General features: G+C 68.6%; 19 protein-coding genes. 7 read left to right on the top strand and 12 right to left on the bottom strand.

Annotation, left to right across the window (positions count from 1 at the left end):
- Positions 1-14 precede the first annotated feature (14 nt).
- Complete coding sequence (locus tag B4A39_RS11385) at positions 15-710, bottom strand: 2OG-Fe(II) oxygenase (RefSeq protein ID WP_292036622.1); 696 nt, start codon at positions 708-710, stop codon at positions 15-17.
- A gap of 53 nt (positions 711-763) precedes the next feature.
- Positions 764-2,032, bottom strand: a complete 1,269-nt coding sequence (locus B4A39_RS11380; protein WP_292036621.1) for an EAL domain-containing protein — start codon at positions 2,030-2,032, stop codon at positions 764-766.
- Between the two features lie 111 nt (positions 2,033-2,143).
- Between B4A39_RS11380 and B4A39_RS11375 the strand changes: the two genes are divergently transcribed.
- Positions 2,144-2,914 carry an SDR family NAD(P)-dependent oxidoreductase gene (locus B4A39_RS11375; RefSeq protein WP_292036620.1) on the top strand — a complete coding sequence of 257 codons (771 nt, stop codon included), beginning with the start codon at positions 2,144-2,146 and terminating at the stop codon, positions 2,912-2,914.
- Positions 2,904-3,836 (top strand): lysophospholipid acyltransferase family protein, encoded by a 933-nt coding sequence (locus B4A39_RS11370; protein ID WP_292036619.1) that lies wholly within the window; start codon positions 2,904-2,906, stop codon positions 3,834-3,836. The genes B4A39_RS11375 and B4A39_RS11370 overlap by 11 nt, the downstream gene beginning before the upstream one ends.
- Here the strand turns inward: B4A39_RS11370 and B4A39_RS11365 are convergent.
- From B4A39_RS11365 to xseA, 3 genes are all read right to left on the bottom strand, one after another.
- Positions 3,833-4,330 carry a response regulator gene (locus tag B4A39_RS11365; RefSeq protein ID WP_292036618.1) on the bottom strand — a complete coding sequence of 166 codons (498 nt, stop codon included), beginning with the start codon at positions 4,328-4,330 and terminating at the stop codon, positions 3,833-3,835. The two genes, B4A39_RS11370 and B4A39_RS11365, sit on opposite strands and share 4 nt — an antisense overlap.
- Positions 4,331-4,389: 59 nt before the next feature.
- Positions 4,390-4,599 (bottom strand): DUF2093 domain-containing protein, encoded by a 210-nt coding sequence (locus B4A39_RS11360; RefSeq protein WP_292036617.1) that lies wholly within the window; start codon positions 4,597-4,599, stop codon positions 4,390-4,392.
- A 98-nt stretch (positions 4,600-4,697) separates the two neighbouring features.
- On the bottom strand, positions 4,698-6,179 hold the full coding sequence (gene xseA, locus B4A39_RS11355) for an exodeoxyribonuclease VII large subunit (protein WP_292036616.1): 1,482 nt from the start codon (positions 6,177-6,179) through the stop codon (positions 4,698-4,700).
- 65 nt (positions 6,180-6,244) lie between these two features.
- On the opposite strand from xseA, the gene B4A39_RS11350 reads away from it, so the two are divergent.
- The 3 genes from B4A39_RS11350 to purD are packed head-to-tail and all read left to right on the top strand — an operon-like array spanning position 6,245 to position 8,184.
- Positions 6,245-6,406, top strand: a complete 162-nt coding sequence (locus B4A39_RS11350; protein ID WP_292036615.1) for a hypothetical protein — start codon at positions 6,245-6,247, stop codon at positions 6,404-6,406.
- 13 nt (positions 6,407-6,419) lie between these two features.
- A complete protein-coding gene (locus tag B4A39_RS11345; protein WP_292036614.1) occupies positions 6,420-6,857 on the top strand; it encodes a hypothetical protein in 438 nt (145 codons plus the stop codon).
- A gap of 49 nt (positions 6,858-6,906) precedes the next feature.
- A complete protein-coding gene (gene purD, locus B4A39_RS11340) occupies positions 6,907-8,184 on the top strand; it encodes a phosphoribosylamine--glycine ligase (protein WP_292036613.1) in 1,278 nt (425 codons plus the stop codon).
- 15 nt (positions 8,185-8,199) lie between these two features.
- Here purD and B4A39_RS11335 read toward each other — a convergent pair whose 3' ends face one another.
- The gene (locus tag B4A39_RS11335) at positions 8,200-8,769 is read right to left on the bottom strand and encodes a murein L,D-transpeptidase catalytic domain-containing protein (protein ID WP_292036612.1); all 570 of its coding nucleotides are present in this window, start codon (positions 8,767-8,769) and stop codon (positions 8,200-8,202) included.
- A gap of 256 nt (positions 8,770-9,025) precedes the next feature.
- Here B4A39_RS11335 and B4A39_RS11330 point away from each other — a divergent pair, with 256 nt between their 5' ends.
- Positions 9,026-10,342 carry a metal-dependent hydrolase family protein gene (locus tag B4A39_RS11330; protein ID WP_292036611.1) on the top strand — a complete coding sequence of 439 codons (1,317 nt, stop codon included), beginning with the start codon at positions 9,026-9,028 and terminating at the stop codon, positions 10,340-10,342.
- Positions 10,343-10,451: 109 nt separating this feature from the next.
- Here the strand turns inward: B4A39_RS11330 and lpxK are convergent, their stop codons facing one another.
- From lpxK to B4A39_RS11310, 4 genes are read right to left on the bottom strand one after another with little or no spacing between them, the layout of a single operon-like run.
- Positions 10,452-11,489 (bottom strand): tetraacyldisaccharide 4'-kinase, encoded by a 1,038-nt coding sequence (gene lpxK / locus B4A39_RS11325; protein WP_292036610.1) that lies wholly within the window; start codon positions 11,487-11,489, stop codon positions 10,452-10,454.
- On the bottom strand, positions 11,486-12,787 hold the full coding sequence (locus B4A39_RS11320; RefSeq protein ID WP_292036609.1) for a 3-deoxy-D-manno-octulosonic acid transferase: 1,302 nt from the start codon (positions 12,785-12,787) through the stop codon (positions 11,486-11,488). The genes lpxK and B4A39_RS11320 overlap by 4 nt, the downstream gene beginning before the upstream one ends.
- Positions 12,784-13,476 (bottom strand): lysophospholipid acyltransferase family protein, encoded by a 693-nt coding sequence (locus B4A39_RS11315; protein ID WP_292036608.1) that lies wholly within the window; start codon positions 13,474-13,476, stop codon positions 12,784-12,786. Before B4A39_RS11315 ends, B4A39_RS11320 begins: the two co-directional genes overlap by 4 nt.
- Positions 13,473-15,338 (bottom strand): ABC transporter ATP-binding protein, encoded by a 1,866-nt coding sequence (locus tag B4A39_RS11310; RefSeq protein ID WP_292036607.1) that lies wholly within the window; start codon positions 15,336-15,338, stop codon positions 13,473-13,475. Before B4A39_RS11310 ends, B4A39_RS11315 begins: the two co-directional genes overlap by 4 nt.
- A 92-nt stretch (positions 15,339-15,430) precedes the next feature.
- On the opposite strand from B4A39_RS11310, the gene B4A39_RS11305 reads away from it, so the two are divergent.
- The gene (locus B4A39_RS11305; RefSeq protein ID WP_292036606.1) at positions 15,431-16,096 is read left to right on the top strand and encodes a fused DSP-PTPase phosphatase/NAD kinase-like protein; all 666 of its coding nucleotides are present in this window, start codon (positions 15,431-15,433) and stop codon (positions 16,094-16,096) included.
- Between the two features lie 3 nt (positions 16,097-16,099).
- Here B4A39_RS11305 and B4A39_RS11300 read toward each other — a convergent pair whose 3' ends face one another.
- Positions 16,100-16,300 carry a hypothetical protein gene (locus B4A39_RS11300; RefSeq protein WP_292036605.1) on the bottom strand — a complete coding sequence of 67 codons (201 nt, stop codon included), beginning with the start codon at positions 16,298-16,300 and terminating at the stop codon, positions 16,100-16,102.
- Complete coding sequence (locus B4A39_RS11295; protein ID WP_292036604.1) at positions 16,297-16,485, bottom strand: hypothetical protein; 189 nt, start codon at positions 16,483-16,485, stop codon at positions 16,297-16,299. Before B4A39_RS11295 ends, B4A39_RS11300 begins: the two co-directional genes overlap by 4 nt.
- Positions 16,486-16,494 lie beyond the last annotated feature (9 nt).

Here is a 16,494-nt window from a genome sequence, read left to right as displayed (position 1 = left end):
TGAGCGGATTTATCCTAGCTCGCATCATGAAAAATCAGCCCCAGCGTCATGCGCTGGCCCGCACGCACCGCGCTGACCCCGTGGCGCATCTGCACACGATAGTCGCCGCGCGTCCCGGCGACAGGGCGTTCGCGCACGGCGAAGATCACGGCCTCGCCCTGTTTCAGCGGCACGACATGGGCCTGTGACTGCGACCGGGGCTTCTGCTCGACCAGGACGAACTCGCCGCCCTCGAACTTGCCCGGATCGCTGAGCAGGATCGCCGCCTGCAGCGGGAACACCAGATCGCCGTAGAGGTCCTGATGCAGCCGGTTGTAGTCGCCGGGGCCGTAACTCAGCATCAGCGAGGTCGGCCGCGTCTGGCCCGCCGCTCGGCATTGGGCGGTCAACTCGTCCAGACTGTCGGGAAAGCCCGGCCGCTCCAGCCGCGCCGCCCAGCCGTTGGCGATGGGGGCCAGACCTTCATAGAGGCGCGCCCGCAGCCGGGGCAGGGGATCGGGCAGAGGGTTGGCGAAATACTGATACTCGCCCTGACCAAAGCCATGGCGTTGCATGACGATGCGGCTGCGGAACCGCTCGGGCTCGTCGTAGAGGGCTTGAAGGGTTTCGCAGGTCGCGGGCGTCAGCAGGGGACCGACCACGGCCCAGCCCTGGGCGTTCAGGTCATCAGAGATGCGGGTCCAGTCCAAGGGAGAAGCGGCGTCGGTCATGTCCGCTATAGACGCCGGTCGCGACGATCCGTCTGGCGGCTTTCGGCTGCGGCCTAGAACCGGCGGCGCTGCTCGGCGGACTTCAGCGTCGAGCGGACGAACTCGACCGGGGGGTCGGTCTCGGCCAGGACGGCTTCCTTGATGGCGCGCGGCTCGCCGAACAGGTGGCCCTGGCCCATGCCGACGTCCAGTTCCAGGATGTCGACGACCTGTTTCTCGCTCTCGACCTTCTCGGCGATCAGTTCGAGGCCGTAGCGGCGGGTCAGGGGGGCGAAGTCGGCGGCCTGGATGTCGGGCTGGGTCGGCAGGGGCGTGGCGCCGTCCAGATCCAGCAGTTGCTCGATCAGCAGGTCGGCGGCCACCTTGATGAAGCGGACGTCCGAGCGTTGCAGGTCGGCGAAGTCCAGGTCCAGCGTCTGCACCTTGTCGATGGAGAAGCGGAAGCCCAGGTCGGCCAGCTTGGCCATGTTGCGCGCTTCGGACGCACCGCGCGCCTCGAACGTCGCCTGACCCAGTTCGAAAATCAGGGCGTCCTTCAGGTCGCGGTTCTGGCTGAGGAAGTCGAGGAACTGCGGGAAGAAGGTCTCGTCGCCCAGCGAGGCCAGGGAGATGTTGCAGAAGACCCCGACCTTGCGGTCCTGACGCGCCAGACGGCGCACGATCTGGGCGCAGCGGAACAGCAGCAGGTTGTCGATGGCGGGCAGCAGGCCCTCGCCCTCGGCCACCGACAGGTACTCCGCCGGCATCATGACCCGGTTCGACGGGTCGCGCAGGCGGGTGAAGCTCTCGTAGAAGACGGTCCGGCGCTGCGGCAGGGTCACAACCGGCTGCAGATAGAGGTCGATGCGGTTTTCCGTCAGGGCGTCGTGGACGGTCTTGAGCAGGGTGTTCGACTGCACCTGACGACGACCTTCATAGGTGTCGGCGGTGATCGGCGAGGTCGCCAGTCGCTCGTCGATCGAATCGCTCATCTGCTGGACCAGGCCCTCCAGCATCCGCACCTCGCCGGTCAGGGCCTCGGTCTTGGACAGGGCGCCGCTCTCGATGGCCTCGGCCAGTTCGGTCAGGGCGCCTTGCGTCGACTCCATCGCATCGGCCAGCAGGCGGTGCGCCTCGCGGACCTTGGCGATCTCCTTGCGCAGGGCGCGTCGATCCAGAACCCCCGCGACGACGGCGTGCAGGGCGACTAGGACGCCCAAGGCGCCCAGCACGCCGGTCGCGCCGGCGCCTGCGCCCATACCGGCGCGCCAGATCGCCGCCCCGATGGTCAGGGACAGGAACAGGTAGCCGAAGAACAGAAATCCGCCCGTAATCTTGCGCATGGGACCGGTGTTGAGCCGCCTTTCCCGTATGGAATCGGCCAAGTATCAGGGTAACTAGAGGTAACGGCTAGGGTTCGGACACAGAAATCCGACCAAATGGGAGGTTTAGGCGTGGAATTGTTCGATCTGAGCGGCAAGGTCGCGGTCATCACCGGCTCATCCAAGGGCATCGGCAAGGCCATCGCGGAGCGTCTGGCCGAACACGGCGCCCGCGTCGTCATCTCCTCGCGCAAGGCCGGACCCTGCGAGGAGGTCGCCGCCGCCATCAATGAGAAGCACGGCGCGGGTCGCGCCATCGCCATCCCCGCCAACATCGCCTCCAAGGAAGACCTGCAGCGTCTGACGGACGAGACCAACGCCGCCTTCGGCCAGATCGACATCCTGGTCTGCAACGCCGCGACCAATCCCTATGCCGGGCCGATGGCGGGCATCGCCGACGACCAGTTCGAGAAGATCCTTCAGAACAACGTCATCTCCAACCACTGGCTGATCCAGATGGTCGCGCCGCAGATGCTGGAGCGCAAGGACGGGGCGATCCTGATCATCTCCTCGATCGGGGGCCTGCGCGGCAACGCCCTGATCGGCGCCTACAACATCTCCAAGGCCGCCGACATGCAGCTGGCGCGCAACCTGGCGGTGGAATACGGCCCATCGAACGTGCGCGTGAACTGCATCGCGCCGGGCCTGGTCCAGACCGACTTCGCCAAATACCTGTGGGAGAACCCGGAGTTGCTGAAGACGGTGACGGAGCCGGCTCCGCTGAAAAGGATCGGCCAGCCTGATGAAATCGCGGGCACGGCGGTCTATCTGTGCAGCCCTGCCTCGGCCTATGTGACCGGTCAGACTCTTGTGGTGGACGGCGGACTGACGATTGCCTGGTGAAGACGAAAACAAGGTCGGACTCTGGCAGGACCTGAACTGGCGACTGCAGGCGGCCGCCTTCTCTGGTCTGTTCGCCGTTCTGCGGGCGCTGGGCGTCGAGCGGGCGTCCGGTTTCGGCGGCACGTTGCTGCGGACGCTGGGCCCCCTGACCGGCACGCACAAGACGGTCACGCGCAACCTGCGCATCGCCTTCCCCGACATGGACCCTGCCGAGCGCGACCGTCTGGCGATCGACCAGTGGGAGCAGACCGGCCGCACCTTCGCCGAACTGGCCGTGATGGATCGCCTGACGCCCGAGAGCGGACGCATCGACGTCGTCGGCCTGGAGCGACTGCACGCCATCCGCGACAGCGGCAGGCCCGTGGTTCTGGTCTCGGGCCATCTGGCCAATTTCGAGGTCATGGCGGCGGTCATCATGGCGGCCGGCGTGCCGTGCCAGGTGACCTATCGCGCGGCCAACAACCCCTATGTCGACGCCCTGATCCGTCAGAGCCGCGAGCGTTACGGCATCAAGCTGTTCGCGCCCAAGGGCGACGGCACGCGCGAGCTGATGGCGGGCATGAAGCGCGGCGAGTCCATCGCCCTGCTGGTCGACCAGAAATACAGCCAGGGGCCGGAGGTCGAGTTCTTCGGCCAGCCGGTCAACGCCTCGCCGGGTGCTGCAAGGCTGGCGCTGAAGTTCGGCACGGTGATGCAGCCGCTGTCGGTGACGCGCCTGCCGGGCGTGCGCTTCCGGGTGACGGCGCATGAGCCGATCGCCGTGCCTGACACGGGCGACAAGGCCGCCGACGTCCTGGCCGGGATCCAGGCCGTCAACCGCTTCGTCGAGGAGCGGGTGAAGGAGCATCCGGTGGACTGGTTCTGGGTCCACAAGCGCTGGCCGCCCAAGGTCTATGATGCGCTGAGGGCCGGCGAGGTCTAGTCGATCACCGCATCACCGGCGCGTCGGAACGGTCCGGCGTAGTCGTCCGGCGAGGAGCGACGACGATCAGGGCCGAAATAGCCGCCGCTTCGGATAAAGACGCGCGGCCGCATGATCACGGATTCGATGCGCGAAAGCAGCGCATGGGCGTTCACCGGCTTGGTCACGAATTCGGTGACGCCGGCGTCGCGGGCTTCGGTGACCCGGCGACGCTCCGAATGGCCCGTCATCATGATGATCGGCAGATAGGGATTGGGACTGTCCTCCGCCGTGCGGATCAACTGGGTGAAGGTCACGCCGTCCACCGGCAGCATCCGGAAATCCACGATGGCCATGTCGGCCGGAGACGCCCTCAGCGCTTCAAGCGCGGCGGCCCCGTCATCCACTTCGCGGACCCGTCCCACGCCTACGGACTTGAGCATGGCGGATACGATGGCCCTCATATTCGGGTTGTCGTCGGCCAGAAGGATGTCGAGCGATTGCAGGGCGGGCATGGCGAACAGGACGCGATAACAGGCGCGACGGCGCGCCGAGGCGGAACGGGATACCGACGTCAGGCGTCGCGGGCGGCGGCCATGAATTCGAGCGAACTGGCGTAGGCTTCCTGGCGTTCGACCGACCAGTAGCGCAGAGCCGCCAAGGGAATCGGCACGCCGCTGACGGCGCAGGTCACATAGGCGCCGGGCCGCAGAACGGCGAACTCGCCGTCGCCGTAGTGCAGCGTGGCGGGGGTCGGGGATACGGGGGCCGCAGACGTCGTCATGACGCGATGAATGACATGGCTCGCGCCGAGAGACGAGGGGCGAATCGCTGTCATCTCAAAGAAGACGAAGTCGTGACGGAGAAGGCGCGCTCCTGTTCCTAGAACAGGTCGCCCTGTCCAGCTGTCGGGGGCTTCGGACGGGGTGCGGGTTTGGGCGCGGGCGAGGCCATGGGCCGGGGCGCGGCGCCGTCTCCGTCGATGGTCGCGCCCCTGGCTCCGTCGCCGAAGACGATTCGCACCGTCTGGCCCGGTGACAGGGCCGCAGCCGAGGCGATCATCGCCCCGCCCTCGTCCTCGATGCGGGCGAAACCAGGCTTGGGCCGTTTGGGGTCCAGCGTGCCCAGCGCCCGCGACAGGGCGGCCAGCCGGGTCTCGTCGCGGTCCAGTCGCCGCTTCATCGCCGGGCCGAAGCGGTCGGCATAGGCGGCCAGGCGGTCGCCACGCCGTTCGATGGCGCGATCCAGCAAGCCCTTGGAGAGGCGCCCGCCGACAACGGCCAACTGGCGCTCATGCACGGCGACGTTGCGGTGCAGGCCGGAACCCAGGCGGCTGGCGGCATGGTCGAGGCGTTGCTGCGGCAGGGCCAGCAGGTCCTCGGGCCGGGCGGGCAGGCCGCGGGCGGCGGCGCGTAGACGGTTGCGGCGATCTTCCAGCAGACGCGAGCCCGACCGGGCCAGACGCGCCTCCAGATCGCTCAGGGCCCAGCGCAGGTCGGCCAGAACCGGGGTGGCGATCTCGGCGGCGCCGGTCGGGGTCGGAGCGCGCCGGTCGGAAACGAAGTCGATCAGGGTGGTGTCGGTCTCGTGCCCCACGGCCGAGATGATGGGAATGCGAGCCTCGGCCACGGTGCGGGCCAGGCCTTCGTCATTGAAGCACCACAGGTCCTCCACCGAGCCGCCGCCGCGCGCGACGATCAGCAGATCGGGACGCGGGATCGGTCCGTCAGGCGTCATCCGGTCGAAGCCGCGGATGGCGTTCGACACCTGACCGCAGGCGGCGTCGCCCTGAACCACCACCGGCCAGACGATGACCCGGCAGGGCCAGCGCTCGGCGATGCGGTGCAGGATGTCGCGGATCACGGCTCCGGTCGGGCTGGTGATCACGCCGATGGTCGCCGGGAAGGTCGGCAGGGGCTTCTTGCGCGATGCCTCGAACAAACCCTCGTCGCGCAGGCGCGCCTTCAGGCGTTCCAGTTGAGCCAACAGCGCGCCCGCGCCCGCCGGCTCCATGCTCTCGATGACGATCTGATAGGACGACCGGGCCGGATAGGACGTGATCTTGCCGGTGACGATGACTTCAAGGCCGCTTTCCGGCTGGGCGCCAAGGCCCTTGACCACGCCCTTCCAGATGACGCCGTCGATGGCCGCCTTGTCGTCCTTCAGCGTCAGATAGACGTGACCCGAGGCATGGCGGTTCACCTTGGAGATCTCGCCGCGCAGCCGCACATGGCCGAAGCGATCCTCCAGCGTCCGCTTCAGGGCGAAGCTGAGTTCCGAGATCGACAGGGGCGGATTGTTGTCGCGCGCGGCGGCCGGCGCCTCGGCGGGGCCTTCGAAAGCATAGTCGTCGTCGGAGATCATGCTGCGACCTTAGCCTGTGTTGTCGCAGGCGGGAACGGGGCGCGCGCGGCCTCGTTAGCTCCGCCATGGACCCCGCCGATCCCCCCGGAACCGATCCCGCCGATCGCGCGCCGCGAGAGCAGGAGCTGTCGCGGCGAAGCAATGCGCCGTCGGTCAGCCCCTGGCTGGTGATCGGCGTCATCCTGTTGCTGGGGGCGGTGATCTATGTCGCGTCCGCCCTGTTCTGAAGAAGGAAACATCATGAAGCTCTACGCCCTGACCGCCGCCTCCGCCGCTGTTCTGATGCTCGCCGCCTGCGGGGACAACCGCACCGATGACGTGGTTCAGGCCCCGGCCCCGGGCGCCCAGCCCGCGCAGGTGACCGAGACCCGCGCCGACGCCGCCACGGCGGATGCGGCCCTGGCCTTCGGCATGTCTCGCAAGCAACTGGAAGACGCCGATCTGCTGTCCGCCAGCAATACTGATCTGGGCGATGTCGAATCCCTGGTGCTCGACGCCTCCGGAACGCTGACCCATGTAGTGATCGAACTCGAAGGCCCCGGCGACGTGAAGGTGCAGGTGCCGGTCGATCAGGTTCGCGGCCTGGCGCGCAACAACGGCGCCGACAAGGACCTCACCACGGACCTGACGGCCGAGCAGTTGGCGGCCCTGCCGCGCTGGACGCCGCCCGCGCAGTAACCTTCTCTGCCGCTTGACCGCGGCGGCTGGGCCGGTCATTTCGCCAGGCATGAACATTCTGCTCGTCGGATCCGGAGGGCGTGAACACGCCCTGGCCTGGAAGATCGCCCAGTCGCCGCTGGTCACGCGGCTCGTCGTCGCGCCCGGCAACCCCGGCATGGCGAAACACGCCGAACTGCGGCCCGAGTTCAAGGCCACGGACGCCGAGGGGCTGGCCGCGCTGGCGCGCGAGATGAAGGCCGATCTGGTCGTGGTCGGGCCGGAGTCAGCGCTGGCCGAGGGCCTGGCCGACCGACTGAATGCAGCGGGTGTCCCCTGCTTCGGTCCGACGGCCAAGGCGGCGCAGCTGGAAACGTCAAAAGCCTTCTCCAAGGCCTTCCTGCAACGTCACGGCATCCCGACGGCGGGCTACGGCGTCTATGAGGACGTGGCCGAGGCCAAGGCGGCCCTGAACAACTATGCCGCCCCTTATGTCATCAAGGCCGACGGTCTGGCGGCCGGCAAGGGCGTGGCCATCAGCCCGGACAAGGCCGACGCCGAGGCCGAGATCGAGCGGATGCTGGGCGGGCGGTTTGGCTCGGCGGGGTCACGCGTCGTCATCGAGGAGTTCATGGACGGCGAGGAGGGCTCCCTCTTCGCCCTGTGCGACGGTCAGCGCGCCGTCCTGTTCGGCGGGGCGCAGGACCACAAGCGCGCCTTCGACGGCGACATGGGGCCGAACACCGGCGGCATGGGCGCCTATTCGCCGGCGCCGGTCTTCACCCCGGAACTGGTGCAGCAGGCCGATGAGCGCGTGGTCCAGCCGACCATCCGCATGATGGCCGCCGAGGGCGCGCCCTATCGCGGCGTTCTCTACGCCGGTCTGATGGCGACGAGCGAAGGCCCCAAGGTGGTCGAGTTCAACGCCCGCTTCGGCGACCCCGAATGCCAGGTGCTGATGATGCGCTTCGACGGCGACATCGTGCCCCTGTTGCTGGCCTGCGCGCGCGGCGATCTGACCAAGGCTCCGACGCCCCGCTTCAAGGACGGCGTGGTCATCACCGTGGTTCTGGCGGCCAAGGGCTATCCCGACAGCCCGCTGGAGGGCTCGGTCATTCGCGGGGCCGATCAGGACTTCGGTCCCCACGTCCAGGTCTTCCACGCGGGGACGAAAAAGCGCGACGACGGGACCCTGGTCGCGGCCGGCGGGCGCGTGCTGAACGTCTGCGCCCATGGCGCCGACATCGCCGAGGCGCGTGCGCGGGCCTATGAGGCGATTGCGAAGATCGACTGGCCGGGCGGCTTCCATCGCACCGACATCGGCTGGCGGGCGCTGGAGCCGCGTTAGGCTCCAGTCGGCCGATCAGGTCATGGCGAACAGCAGCCGGCCGTCGCCCATGCGCTCGCGCAGGGGGACCAGATCAGCGTGGGACACCGAGAAGCAGCCGTAGGACCGGCCCAGCTTGCCTTCGCGGGCCAGGAAGGCCGGGTCGGCGTAGTCGGCCCCGTGGATGATGATGGCGCGCTCTCGCGCCCGGTCGTTGGAATACTCCAGTCCGTCCAGCAGGACGTTCGGACCTTGCTGCGAGCCCCAGCTGGCGCCGGCGGTGGCGTAGGCCCCGATGGACGACATATGGCTATCCATCTGGTTCGAGAAGCGCTGGGCGAAGCCCGAATGCGCCGGGTCCGAGCCGCGACCGTGGCTGGTACGGTAGGCCGTGACCCAGCCGCCTTCCAGATCGACTTCGTAGAGGCGGTCCTCGCCCGAGAACTTCTGGAAATCGACCAGATACATCCGGTCGCGCTTCGAGATCTTGTGACCGTGGGTGTCGAGCGCGGCGCGGGCGCGCTCCATCAGGTCCTTGCGGACGACGCCGTGCGGATCGATGACCGGGCCGGTCGCCTGGGCCACGGAAACGGGCTGCGGCGTCACGGTCGGGACCGGAGCGATCGGAAGGCTGGCAGGCGCAGCGCCGGCGAGCTGAACGGTGGAAGCGGCGGAGGAACATCCCGCCAACAGGGCCGAACCGCCCAAGATCAAGCCACGTCTGGAAAGCCGCATGCGACGCCCCTCGCACGATTAAACAACTGAACCGGCTTGTTTCATAAAGCCCCGTAACGACGCAACCTGAGCCTTGGCGAAAGGCGACGAGCGTCTAAGGTGATCGCTGATGTTCTGGGAGGGACCGATGAAGAAACTGGCTCTGATTGTGACCGTAGCCGTTCTGGCCGCCACTTCGGCGCAGGCGCAGCAAGCCCCCGCGGTCGCTGCGATTTCGGCGGAACAGCCGACCACGTTCGTCCAAGTGGGGCGACTTCTGGCCGATCCGGCCAGCGGCCAGGTGCTTCGAGATAAAACTCTCGTGATCAGAGGGAACCAAGTCGTGGAAATCCGCGACGGCTTCGTCGGTGAGGGGCGGGTGGTCGATCTTCGCGGCGCCTTTGTCCTGCCCGGCCTGATCGACAGCCATGTTCATCTTACGGGGCAACAGAACCCCAACGGGCGGCTGGAGAGCGTCACGGAGTCGAACGCAACCCAGGCCATGGTCGGCGCCCGATACGCCCGCCGCACCCTCAACGCCGGCTTCACCACCGTCGCCGATCTGGGCGCCAGCAACGAGGCCATCTTCGCCCTGCGTGACGCGGTGCGGCGCGGCGACGTGCCGGGACCGCGGATCATCGCGGCCGGCTCGGCCGTGTCGGTGCACGGCGGCCACGGCGACATCAACGGTTATCGCGAGGACGTCATGCACGTCCTCTCGCCGGAAAGCGTCTGCTCGGGGGCCGAGGACTGCATGCGCGCCGTTCGGCTGCAGGTCCGCAGCGGGGCCGACATCATCAAGATCACCGCCACCGGCGGCGTCCTGTCGAATACGGCGGCGGGTCTCGCCCAGCAGTTCAGCGAAGACGAACTGGCCGCGATCGTCGCCTCGGCTCACCGCATGGGGCGCCAGGTCACGGCCCACGCCCACGGCGTCGACGGCATCAACGCCTTCCTGAAGGCGGGCGGCGATTCCATCGAGCACGGCACCTATCTGGACGACGAGTCCATGCGGCTGTTCAAGGCGCACAACGCCTGGCTGGTCCCCACCCTGATGGCCGGGGACTATGTGGCGCGGGTGGCCGCCAGCCCCGAAAACTTCTTCACGCCCGCCCAGACGGCCAAGGCGCTGGAGGCTGGTCCCAAGATGCTGGACATGGTGCGCCGCGCCCACCTTGGCGGGGTCCGCATCGCCTTTGGCACCGACTCCGGCGTTTCGGCCCATGGCGACAACGCCGGCGAGTTCGCCCTGCTGGTGCGCGCGGGGCTTACCCCGCTGGAGGCCATCCAGTCCGCCACCGTGGGCGCCGCCGAGCATCTGAAGATCGCCAACGAGGCCGGACGCTTGGCGCCGGGCATGCCCGCCGACCTGATCGCGGTCTCGGGCGACCCCCTGAGCGACGTGACGGAGTTGCAGCGCGTCCGCTTCGTGATGAAGGGCGGCCAGGTCTTCCGCGCCGACTAAATCCTTCTCCCCTTGCGGGAGAAGGTGGCCCGCGTAGCGGGTCGGACGAGGGGTTTCCGGCGATTGAATGAAGGGTGGCGTCCGCAAGTGTGGCGCGACCCCTCATCCGTCAGCCTTCGGCTGCCACCTTCTCCCGCAAGGGGAGAAGGGCCGAGGTCACAAAATCGGCGAAACTTGTCTCATCTGCGAACCGCGCCGCCACCGGCCAGGCGACGATCCGGGCCCGCCATTCCGGGGGCAGGCGAACCCAGTCCTTTTCGGTCGTGACCAGCCCGGCGTCGAACAGGGCCGCGCGTTCCTTCAGGAAGGCGAAGTCGCGCTCCGACAGTTCAGCGTGGTCGGGGAAGGGCACGAAGTCCTTCAGGTCGCAGCCGGCGGCGATCAGCGAGCGCTCGACCTTCCACGGCTTGGCGATGCCGGCGAAGCCGACCTGCGGGCCGGGAGGCGGGGCGGCGGCTGGCTCAAGGCGGGCGATGAAGACGGGCAGGGCGCCGAAGGCTTCGACCAGTTCGGGATCGGCCTCGACCAGATCGGCGGGCAGCAGGATGACGACCGCGTCGGCCCGCGCCAGCCCGGCGGCCAAGGGCTCGCGCATCGGGCCGGAGGGGAAGACCGAGCCGTCGCCAAAGGGCCATTCGTCGCCGCGCGTCTCGCCGTCCACGACGATCAGGCTGAGGGTTTTCTTCAGGGTCGGATTCTGGTGGGCGTCGTCCAACACCAAAGCTTCCGCCCCGCCGGCGACGGCGGCCTTGGCTCCGGCGACGCGGTCGCGGGCGATCCAGGCGGGGGCGTCGGCGGCCAGCATCAGGGGCTCGTCGCCCACATCAGCGGCGGTGTGGAGGGGTAAGTCAACCTGAACCGGCCCCTCCAGCGTCCCGCCATAGCCGCGCGACAGGGCGGCGGCGTTGACGCCCTGGGCGTGCAGCAGGCGCAGCACTTCGCGCGCGATCGGCGTCTTGCCCGACCCTCCGACCGTCAGATTGCCGATGGAGATGACCGGCGCGCCGGGGTCGACAGGCGCGGCCTTGGCGATGCGACGAGCGGTGACCCCGGTCCAGATCCATGAGGCGGGTTTCAGCAGCAGCCGCGCGACCGGGGCGTGGCGGCGGTCGCGGCTGTACCACCAGCGGGGCGTGTTCAGCTTCATCGACGGACTCGCGAGGGGGCGGCGGGCAGATGCGCCTGCAAGGCCAGCCACAGGCGATCCAGCCCGGCGGCGGCCTCGACCGCGGCGCGACGGGCGCGCTCGCCCATCTCGCGGGCGGCGTCGGGATCGGCCAGCAGGGGGGCGACCACGCCGGGCAGTTCGGTGGGCGACAGGACCGAGACCAGTCCGCCCGCCTGCTTCAGCATCCGCGTCACGGCGTTCCAGTTGCTGGCGTCGGGGCCGGTGACGATCGGCTTGGCCAGGCGCGCGGGCTCCAGCGGGTTGTGTCCGCCCACGGCGCCGCCGCCCAGGGCGGGCGCGAACGACCCGCCCATGACCACCACGTCGGCAAGGCGCAGGAACAGGCCTAGTTCGCCCAGGGTGTCGGCCAGATAGATGTCGGTGTCGTCGGTGATCGACTGTCGCTGGCTGCGCCGCGCGAAGCTGTAGCCGTCCTGTGTCAGCGACCGGGCGATCTCGTCGGCGCGGTCAGGGTGGCGCGGCACGACGATCAGGAAAAGGCGGTCGGCCAGATGGTCCAGCGCGCCGACGATGGCCATTTCCTCGTGCTCGTGGGTGCTGGCGGCGACAATGACGGGGCGGTCGTCGATCAGGGCCGACAGGCGGCCGAACTCGCCCTTGTCATAGGGCAGTGGCTCGCCCGACAGCTTCAGATTGACCTGACCGTCGACGCGGGCGCCGAGCGCCGTCAGCCGGTCGGCGCTGGCCTGATCCTGCGGCCAGACGTGGGCGAAGGTCGCCATGAGCGCCCGCGCCATGCCGGGCGCCTTCTTCCAGCCCTCGGCGGTCTTGTCGGTGATGCGGGCGCTGATCAGGGCCAGGGCCACCCCCCGCTTCTTCGCCGCCGTCAGCAGATTGGGCCACAGTTCGCTCTCGACGAAGACGCCGATGGTGGGGCGCCAGTGGTCGAGGAAGGCGGCGACGGCGCTCGGGCTGTCGACAGGCGCGAACTGGTGGATGACGCCCGCAGGCAATCGGCTGGCCAAAATCTGCGCCGAGGTCAGCGTCCCGGTGGTGACCAGAACCGTCACGTCGGGACGATCCTTCCGGATGCGCTCGGCCAGCGGCAGGATGGACAGGGCCTCGCCGACGCTGACGCCGTGAATCCAGATCAAGGGCCCGTCGGGACGCGCCACCCCGGCCAGACCCAGCCGTTCGTCGACGCGCTGCGGATCCTCCTTGCCCTGCTTGACCCGGGCGTCGAGCAGGCGCGGCGCCAGCGGCTCCATCAGACGCGTCGCCAGGCCATAGGCGATCAGGGCAGGGCTGAAGATCACGATCTAGACGCGCCCAGTCCGGTGAGGGCGTCGGCGCGCGCCTCGACCGCCGTCAGACGCGCGGTCCAGTCGGCGGCGACGTCGGCCATGTCTGCGCCCTCGGGATACCAGGCCTTGTCCCAGACCACAGCGCCCTTGCCGAACGGCAGGGGCAGGACGGCCCTGTCCCAACTCTTCAACCGGATCGCCGGTTGGCAGGAAATGCCGATGAACAGGACCGGCGCGCCTGAAATCTTGGCCATCAGTGGCAGGCCTTCCGCCATCTGGCGCGCGGGACCACGCGGGCCGTCGGGGGTCAGGGCCAGCCCGCCGACCTTCAACTGCTTCAGGCCGTCGCGCAGGGCCTGCGTGCCGCCCTTTGCCTGTTTGGCCTTGTCCTTGTTGCTGGAGGAGCCGCGCACGGCGGGGATGCCAAGACGGCTCACGGCCTTGGTGAAGAACTCGCCGTCGGGGCTCAGCGAGACCAGCCCCTTGATCGGCTGCGCCCGCTTCATCGGCCAGCAGGCCGGCGCCAGCGCCAGCCGCGAATGCCAGAAGGCGCACAGGACGCCGCCGCCCTCGGCCCAGACCGCCTCCGCGACCTGTTCGTTCTCATATTCCCAGCGGATGGTGGCGTAACAGAACCGCATCCATTCCGAGAGCAGCCAGGCCATGGAGCTCTGGATGATCGGGTTGCGCAGGGGCCTCATGCGCCGGTCTCATCGGGCAGGGGCGAGGCGGCGACGGGCGTCGGGCCGTCCAGCGACTGCTGCCGCGCCAGACGGGCGTAGAGTCCGCCCTTTTTGACGAGGGCGGCGTGCGTGCCCTGCTCGACCACGCGGCCGGCCTCGATGACATAGATGCGGTCGGCGCTTCGGACGGTCGACAGGCGATGGGCGATCATCAGGGTGGCGCGGCCGTGCATCAGCCGCTCCAGCGCCGCCTGCACCAGGGCCTCGCTCTCGGTGTCGAGCGCGCTCGTCGCCTCGTCCAGCAGCAGGATGGGGGCGTCCTTCAAGAAGGCGCGGGCGATGGCGATGCGCTGGCGCTGACCGCCGGACAGTCGCATCCCGGCCTCGCCGACGCGGGTGGCGTAGCCTTCGGGCAAGGCGGTGATGAAGTCGTGGGCGGCGGCGGAACGCGCGGCCTCGATGATGTCCTCGGCCGTCGCGCCCTTGCGGCCATAGGCGATGTTGGCGGCGATGGTGTCGTCGAACAGGAAGGGCTCCTGCGTCACCAGGGCGATGTGGTCGCGCAGGGACTGCAGCTTCAGTTCGCGGATGTCGCGGCCGTTGATGGTCACGGCGCCGGCGGTGACGTCGTAGAAGCGCGGCAGCAGCGACAGGATGGTGGACTTGCCGCCCCCCGACGGGCCGACCAGGGCGATGGTCTCGCCCGGCGCGACGTGCAGGCTCACGTCCGACAGGGTCGGGGCCACCCCTTCCTCGCTGGACGAATAGGCGAAGGAGACGTGGTCGAGGGCGACGGTGACCGGACCGGTCTGCAGTTCGACGGCCTCGGCCGCCTCGCGGATTTCCGGCTCGATATCCAGGGCGGTGAACAGGCGACGGGCGGCGGTCAGGCCTTCGCTGAGAACCGTGGTCAGATTGGTCACCTGGCGCAGGGCTTGTCCGGCCAGCAGGAGCATCCCGATGAAGGAGGCGAAGGCGCCGACCGTCATCTGGCCCTGGCTGGCGCTCCATCCGGCATAGGCCATGACGGCGGCGACGATGCTGTAGGCGACGATGTCGCTGGCGGGGCCGGCGAAGGCGCGGCTGTCGGAGCCCTTGATGATGTGGCGTTGGCGACGGGCGATGACCTCGCCGACGCGGGCTTCCTCCGACGCCTCGCGGTTCTCGATCTTGATGACGCGGACGCCGTCCAGATTTTCCATCAGGGCGCTGGACAGGGCCTCGGTCTCGACCATGGCCCCGCGCGCCGCCTTGCGCGACTTCTTGCCGAAGCGGCGGATGATCCAGCTGACCACGGGCACGCCCAGCAGGACGATCAGCGTCAGCGGCAGGTCGATGAAGCCCATGGCGACGATGACGCCCAGCAGCATCAGGGCGTTCTGGGTGTAGTTGACCACGCCCGAGGTGAAGGCTTCGCGCACCAGGTTGGCGTCGAACAGGACGGACGAGACGAAGGTCCCCGAATGCTGGCTGCGCAGGCGCGACAGGTCGGCCCGGATCATGCCCGAGAACAGCTGCCTCTGGATGTCGCCGACGATGCCGTGACCCAGCCGGTTCACCAGAGCGGCCTGCGCGGCCATGGCCAGCGACCGGACGATCGCCACCATGATGATGAACAGGGGAATGAGGATCAGCACCTTGTCCGACGGGATGGTGACCAGGCCCCAGACCCGAACCGGCCCTTCGTGTTTCGTGAACAGCAGGTCGATCGCCGGCTCGAGGAACTTCAGCAGCAGGGCCGTCAGCCCGCCGGAAACGGCGGCGCACAGCATCGAGGCGAAGAAGGCCGGCTTGTGCCGGGACAGGTAGTCGCGCCAGATCCGGCCCAGAAGCGGCCGCAGCGGTTCGCGGGTGTCGGAAGCGGGCGCAGGAACGGTCATTGGCTCTCGGTCGAACGGGACGGGCGTCAAGTCAAGTCGCCGCCGTCAAGCTGGCAGGTGACGCCGGCCGGTTTCGTCGCTATCTGCGGCCTATGGCGCGCTATGATCTGACAACGTCGTTTGGCCGGTTCAAGGCGCACTGGTCCTATTTCTGGGCCGACCACGCCTTCCTGCGTACGGCCTTCACCAACGCCCACTGGCTGGGGCCGGATCTGGTGCGCACCAACCAGCCGTCGCCGGGACAACTGGCCTATTGGCGGCGGCGCGGGATCAGGACCGTCATCAACCTGCGCGGTCAGCGCGACGAGGCCTACTACTGGTTGGAAAAGGACGCCTGCGAGCGTCTGGGCCTGACCCTGATCGACGCTCCGCTGGATTCTCGCGATCCCCCCGGCCGCGATCGGATCGACCGGGCCCGCGCCCTGTTCCGCAGCATCGAGTATCCGGCCCTGATCCATTGCAAGTCGGGCGCGGATCGGGCGGGGATGATGGCGGTCCTCTACCGCCACTTTCATCTGGGCGAACCGATCTCGGCGGCCATGTCCGAACTGGGCAAGCGCACCCTGCACAGCCGCGAGGGCCTGACCGGCGTGCTCGACTATACGCTTGAGAAGTATGTCGCCGAGGTCGAGCCGACCGGGGTCAGCTTCGAGGACTGGGTCGCCAGCGACGCCTATGATCCCAAGGCGATCCGCGCCGAGTTCAAGGCTGGCTGGTGGGGCAAGCTGGTCGTCGACCGCCTGCTGAAGCGCGAGTAGGCCTCAGCCCCAGGGACCGCGCTTGGGCTCATGCTGGGCGACCTCGGCGTCGCGGCGGGCCTTGCGGTCGGCCTCCCATTGGCGGAACCAGCGAGCGTAGTTGCGCTCGCGGCCCAGCACGACCAGCCAAAGGGCGAGGACGCTGACCAGGGATACGATCCCGAACAACTGTTGTCCGTCGAGGGTCTGGCCGAACAGGGTCACGGGCGGGGCTCCGGCTTTTGCGGTGAGCGATGATGACCGGATTCGGCCGGGGTGATGGGATCGTTCCACGCGGTGTCCTGATCCTCGCCGGGGCGGGGCGTGTGCGCGGGACCCTTCTTCACGACCCAGACGACGGCCGCCACGGCCAGGATCACGAGCAGCAGGACGATCAGGGTGGGCGTCATGGCGATCAC

This window comes from Brevundimonas sp. UBA4553 (genome assembly GCF_002387245.1).
In the GTDB taxonomy this organism is placed as follows: Bacteria; Pseudomonadota; Alphaproteobacteria; order Caulobacterales; family Caulobacteraceae; genus Brevundimonas.
This window is presented reverse-complemented; position numbering and strand designations above follow the sequence as displayed.